We start from the raw sequence: 6,590 nt of genomic DNA, 5'->3' as shown, positions 1-6,590 counted from the left end.
AATACGACCGACACGCAGGACTTTACCATCACACTCACCGGCACCAATGACGCGCCCGAGATCACAGGTGCGACCTCCGACACGGCCACCGAGCAGGCGATGGGTGCGACCACGGCCAGCGGTACAATCACCTTCACCGATGTAGACCTGAGCGATACGCCCGCAGTAGAGACAGCCTATGTGGCGGACTCCGCAACCTATCTGGCAGCGGATGGCACGACGCCGCTGACACTGACAGCCGCTCAGCAAACCGCACTGGCGGATGCTCTGGCGCTGACGCCAAATGCGATGAACGCCAACAACGGTTCCGTTGGTTGGGACTACAGCGTGGGTGCCACCGATGTGGATTTCCTTGCCGCAGGCGAGACGGTCGAGCTGACCTATACCGCCACTGTCGACGATGGCACCACCACGGCCACAACGGACTTTACCGTCACGATCACCGGTACAAACGATGCGCCGATGGTGACCGCTACGAATCCCGTTGCCGACACAGAGGGGGACTCCCTCAACACCACCCTGCCGCCGGAACCGGCCGCTGACGATAATGTCACCGTCGATTTCCTCGCGGATACGGTTGACGGCGATCCCATGAGCGCAAAGATCATCGAAGTGTCCGACGTGGACCAAAGCGATGAAGTCTCTGCTTCGGTTGTGAGCGTGACCTCCACCACCAGCGCTGCTGTATTGACCGCTATCGGTTCGGATGCAGCCGCTATTGCAGCTCTGTTCGACACCAGCGCGAATGACGGCACAGTGACCTATAACCGCAACGCTTCGGCCTTCGATCACCTGCAACTGGGCCAGTCGATCACGGTGGATGTCGTTGTCGATGTCACCTCCGGCCCCGACACGGTATCAAGAACCGTTACCCTGACCATCGAAGGCGCCAATGACGCGCCCTATTTCACCAACGAATCCATCGCTTTTAATGGCGATGTACTCGAAGGGACCGGTGCCATGATGGGTGTCTATAACAGCTCCATCACCATCGGTTATGACGATGTGGAACTGGCCGATACGCATAATGCGACCGTGACAGCCGTAACAGAGGCAGGTGTTACACCCGCCAATACTGCTGATTACATCGGCACCTTTGCCGCCGGCTTCCCCTCTGGCGCGACCGGTGCTGCCGAAGGTCAGGTCCTGTTTGACTTTACCCTCAACGAGGCGGTCATCGAAAACCTGAGCGCCGATCAGACCATCGTCCAGAAATACAGCGTGTCCGTTGTGGACAACAATGGCGCGTCTGTTTCCCAGCCGATCACCATCACCATTCAGGGTACAAATGATGGCCCCGTGATTACGGCGATCAACGACGACACCGGCACCGAGCTGACCGCGACCGCGCTGCAGCTGGTCGAGGATGAAGGCACCGTCGAGAGCGGCTCGGAGGATCCGCAGTCGTTGAGCGGCACGATCGAGTTCACCGATATCGACGTGAACAGCCTTGCCGCAGCAGATGGCGCTGCGGACACGCACACCATCACAGCAACACTGAGCACCGCGTCGATTGGCGGCGTGGATTCCACAGCATCGCTGCATGAAACCTATACCGGCGGTACCATCACCGGCCCCGTACCACTGAGTGGTGGGTCAGGCGGTCCGTTGACCTTCCCGCAGACCGCGCTGACATTCGACGTCGCGGCGGCCAACACGGCCCAGACCGTCGCCAACACGGCCGACTGGACCTTCACCATCCTTGAAGACGGCGATTTCGACTTCCTTGAAGCCGGTGCAGAGCTGGCGCTGACCTATACCATCACGGTTGAGGATGAGGCCGGCGGAACTTCCAGTCAGGACATCACGATCACCATCACAGGCACCAATGACGCCCCGACGCTGGCCGCGATCACGCCGATCACGGTCACGGATACCGCAGCACTTGATACGTTTAACAATGTCGACGGCACGCTGATGGGCGACGATGTGGATGACAATCCAACGCTGACCTATTCCTTTGATGGTATTGCAGCGGTCGTTATAGGCGATCCGGCCTTTACCGCATCGGTCACCGACCCGCTTGGCACGCTGTTTCTGAACGAGAACACAGGCGCCTACCGTTTTGTCGCGGATGCGGATGCGGTTAATGCGCTGACGGCGTCGACTGACATCACCTTTGATCTGCAAGTATCGGACGAGGACGGTGCAACAGCCGCGCAAACGCTGACCGTCACACTGGCGGGAGCGAACGATACGCCCGTACTGGGCATGATCGTCAATGGCACTGTCTCGGATACGGATGCCGATGATACTTATGCAGATGTGACAGGCAGCTTCACCTCGACGGATGTGGATACAGGCAAGACGGCGACCTATTCGGTTGTGGGCCAGATGATTGACGGCACTCAGGCGGGCTTTGACCACGCGGTCAGCAATCCACTGGGCACCTTGTACTTCAACGAGACAAATGGCGATTACAAGTTCGTCTCCGATGATGCGGCAGTTGAAGCGCTGGATGTAAACACCATGCAGATCTTTGCGGTCACCGTCACGGATAACGGCGGTCTGACCAGCACCGGCAACTTCCAAATCGACTTCACCGCTGTAAACGACAACCCGCGCGGTGCAGCAGATGCCATACTGGACTATGGCACGGAAGACACCGATTACACTGTGCTGGAAGCCGACCTGCTGTCGGGCTTTGCCGATGCCGAAGGGCAGACCCTGTCTGTAGATGCGGGCACGATTATGGCCGACAACGGTGCCACAGTCGCGGCAAGCGCGAATGGCTTTACCGTCACGCCAGCCGATGATTTCAACGGCACCATCACGCTAACCTATGATGTGCTGGACGGGGCAGGCGGCACGCTGATTGGTCAGACACAAACGTTCCATGTGGATGCGGTTGCCGACCCTGACATGATCACCTCCGACACAACGCTGGATGACAGCGTGCTGGACGGTAGCAACCTGATAATCGGCACTGGCATCCCCGGCACCCGCTTTGCCGTGGCACAAGATGCTGTCGATGCGCCGGACCTCGAGATTGGTCTGCAGGCAACCCAGCGCATTAGCGGTGGTACGTTTATCGACACCGATATCGACGGAGACGGTCTGACCTATGTTGTGCCCTCGGGCGCCGCATTGGGCACACCACAAGAGAGTGCTGATCCAGCAGTCACAAGCGACGATGCCTATGCCCGCTGGAACTTTAACATCTCCATCGGTGCCAACATCGACGACATGGACGGCACAGACGGGACCATCGGCGATTATGATTTCGAGTTCAAAATCGAAAGCGATGTCGCGGGTTTCACCACGATCGAGTTCGACTCCGACGAGATCGTTGCGGGTATTGCATTCGTGGCTGCCCAAGCAGCAAGTGATGCGGGCGAAGATCCGGCGGCGGCAGCACTTGCTGCTGTAAATGCGTTCCTTGGCGCATCAGAATTGCAATCCAGCAACAACCTTGGCTTTGATATCTTCGCGGCAAGCGGGTTCAACCCCAACACGGCAGGCATGTATACCGTGACTGTCACAGCCTTTGACAAGATCGCCGGCACCGAAGTGCTGTCCAACCAGATCGATATCAAGGTCAACGAGGCACCTGTCGCCGTGGCCGATACGATCGAGGGCACGGAAGACACCGCGATTATGATCACTGCGGCAGACCTGCTGGGCAATGATACCGATGCCAATGATGACACGCTCACCATCGCTTCGGTCACAGGGGCCACAGGCGGCACTGCGGTTCTGGAGGAGAACGGCACGGTGACCTTCACCCCGACGCCTGACTTCAACGGCGCGGCGGGCTTTACCTATATCGCCAGCGACGGCCAGTTGGTCAGCAACCTGTCCGGCACCGGTGTGGTCACAATCAACATCGCGGCGGTCAATGACGCACCCGTCAACACCATTGCAGCACTCACCATGGATGAGGACACAGACCTTAACCTGTCCGGTCTGTCTGTTACCGATGTCGATGCAGGCGCAAATGACATCACCGTGACCCTGTCGGTTGCCAGTGGGGAAGGCACCATTGCAGCAGCCCCAGCGCCCGGCGTTGGCGTGACCGGAGACGGCACCAATGCCATTGTGCTCACCGGCACAGTCGACAACATCAACACGTATCTCGGCAACGCTATGTCCCAGCCGGTGTTCACACCTGCGCAAGACCTGAACGGGATGGTTGCGCTGACCATGACCACCAATGACGGTGGCAACACCGGCACAGGCGGCGCACTCAGTGATACCGATACGGTCATGATCACGGTCAACGCGGTCAACGACGCGCCAGAGGCAGAAGACATCGTCATTCTGGACACGCCAGCCATCAGCGAAGACGAAATGGTCATCGGCACGATCACACAGACGCCCGAACTGCCTACCGATCTGCCACTGTCGCTGTTCGGCTCGGATGTGGATGGCAACATTGACCTGACCTCTCTGGCGCTGACAGGGGCCACTGTCGCCGGCGCCGCCGTGACAGCTGCCGCCGCAGGTGTCAGCTATAACTCCACCACAGGTGCGCTGGTCTTTGATGCCACGCAAACCATCTATCAGAATCTTGATCAGGGTGATGACATCACCGTTGTCGTGAACTTCACCATCACGGATTCAGACATGGAATCCGATGCAGGCTCGGTCTCCTTCACTTTGCGCGGGACCAATGATGCGCCCGAAATTGCGGATGTGAACATCGGGACAATCACGGACACAGCCGCCAATGATCTGTTTGCCGGTGTCGACATTGACGGCACCTCCAGCACCACCATCACAGGTGCGGTAATGGATGTGGACGAAGATGCGACATTTACCTTCACCATCGACGGCCAAACCCTTGGCATGGGGGATACATCAACCTCTCTGGCAGGGACGTTCGGCACGCTGACGCTGAACGATGATGGCACTTACACCTATGAGGCCGATGTACTCGCCGTAAACGCGAGCACACCGGCAACCGGCGGAGCAGCAAACCCGACCGATACCTTCACCATTCGGGTGACGGATGAATTTGGCGGCACCGATACGGCCACAGTCACGGTCGACATCACACCGGAAAACGACACTCCAGAGCTGACCGCCCCTGCCACAACAGGTGCTGTTACCGACACAGGCGGCATTGCCGACTTTGACGATGTCACCGGCACATTAATGGCCAGCGACCGCGATGCCGCAGGCACGCCCGAAGGCACGCTGAGCTTTGGTCTTAATGACGGGGTGGGCGTTGTCGGATCGCAGTCGTTCTACTACGACCGCGCGGGTGGCACTGTCACCACCATGGCTGCCACGGGCCTCATCGCTCTGGGCACGCTGACGGTAGAAACCGATGGCGACTATACCTTTGCACCGGATAACGCGGGCATCATGGCCCTGCGTGTCGGCGAAGTCCTGACAGTCGCAGCCACGGTTCAAGTCACAGACGAGGGCGGCGCGTCTGCCACGCAACCGCTGCAAATCACGCTCACAGGCGGCAACAACGCCCCTGTGGCGATCGATGACAGCTTTGGCACAACCGAGGGCTCCATCTCGACGTCGAACAACCTGCTGACCATTGGCACGGACGACAGCGATGTGGATGACGATCCGATCAGCATCACAAACGTGGCCGATCTCAATGACACCATGACAATGGCACCGCTCGACAGTGCTGTGGTCAACGGTGCTGCGGGCAACATCACCACCGATTGGGGCGCCGAAGTCTCGCTGCAATCGAATGGCCAGCTGTCCTACAACCTCACCTCCGGCTCTGCCAAGTTCAACGAGCTGAAGGCGGGCGCCACTGCGGTCGATACCTTCAGCTATACCATCAGCGACGGTGCAGGCGGGTTCGATACGGCAACTGTCTCGGTCACGATCACCGGCATCAATGATGCGATCATGGCTGTGGCCGATACCATCTCGGGCGCCGAGGATGGGGCGGCTGAGATCACCGGCAATCTGCTGCTCAATGACACAGATGTCGATCTCGACGACACCCGCGAGATCATCACCGTCAACAGTTCGACCACCGCAACTGCATTGGGCAATGGCACAGGCTTTATCATCACCACCATCGACGGTGTCGTTATTAATCTTGATGTGGACGGCTCGTACACACTGACGGCACCTGACGGACTTGATGCAGGCCAAACCGCAACAGCGGCGTTCCAGTACACCGTGCAGGACGGCGGCAGTGAATCCACCACCACCGTCAATGTCTCCATCACCGGTGACAACGATGCACCGGATGCCGTGGCCGTCACGTTGACTGCCTCGGACGAGGATCAGGTGCGCACCATCACCGCGGCAGAACTGCTGGTGGGGGCATCGGACGCGGACAATAACGCCGTGCTGATCATCACCGATCTGAGCCTGACATCAGGCAGTGGTACGCTCGTCGACAACGAAGACGGCACATGGACCTACACACCGCTCGAGAATGACAACAGCGCAGTTACCTTCTCCTACACAGTGGATGACGGCATCCTGACAGCCACGTCAGACGCGACCCTTGATCTGCTGCCCGTTAACGACGCCGCCATGATCAGCGGCGATGTGGCGGGGGCGGTCACCGAGGATGACACGGCGATCCTCACCACAAGCGGGACCCTTGCGATCTCGGATGTGGATGCGGGCGAGGCGGTCTTTACCGCTGCAACCCTCAC

Annotated in this window: 1 protein-coding gene; it reads left to right on the top strand. The window is 59.0% G+C overall.

The annotated features are described in order from the left end of the window. The coding region (locus Q0775_RS19865; RefSeq protein WP_298865364.1) for a tandem-95 repeat protein at window positions 1-6,590 on the top strand (6,590 nt) is incomplete at both ends.

It is taken from the genome of uncultured Sulfitobacter sp., from assembly GCF_947499945.1.
Lineage (GTDB): Bacteria > Pseudomonadota > Alphaproteobacteria > Rhodobacterales > Rhodobacteraceae > Sulfitobacter.
Note: the sequence above shows the minus strand (reverse complement) of the source record. Positions and strands in the feature narration are given on the sequence as shown.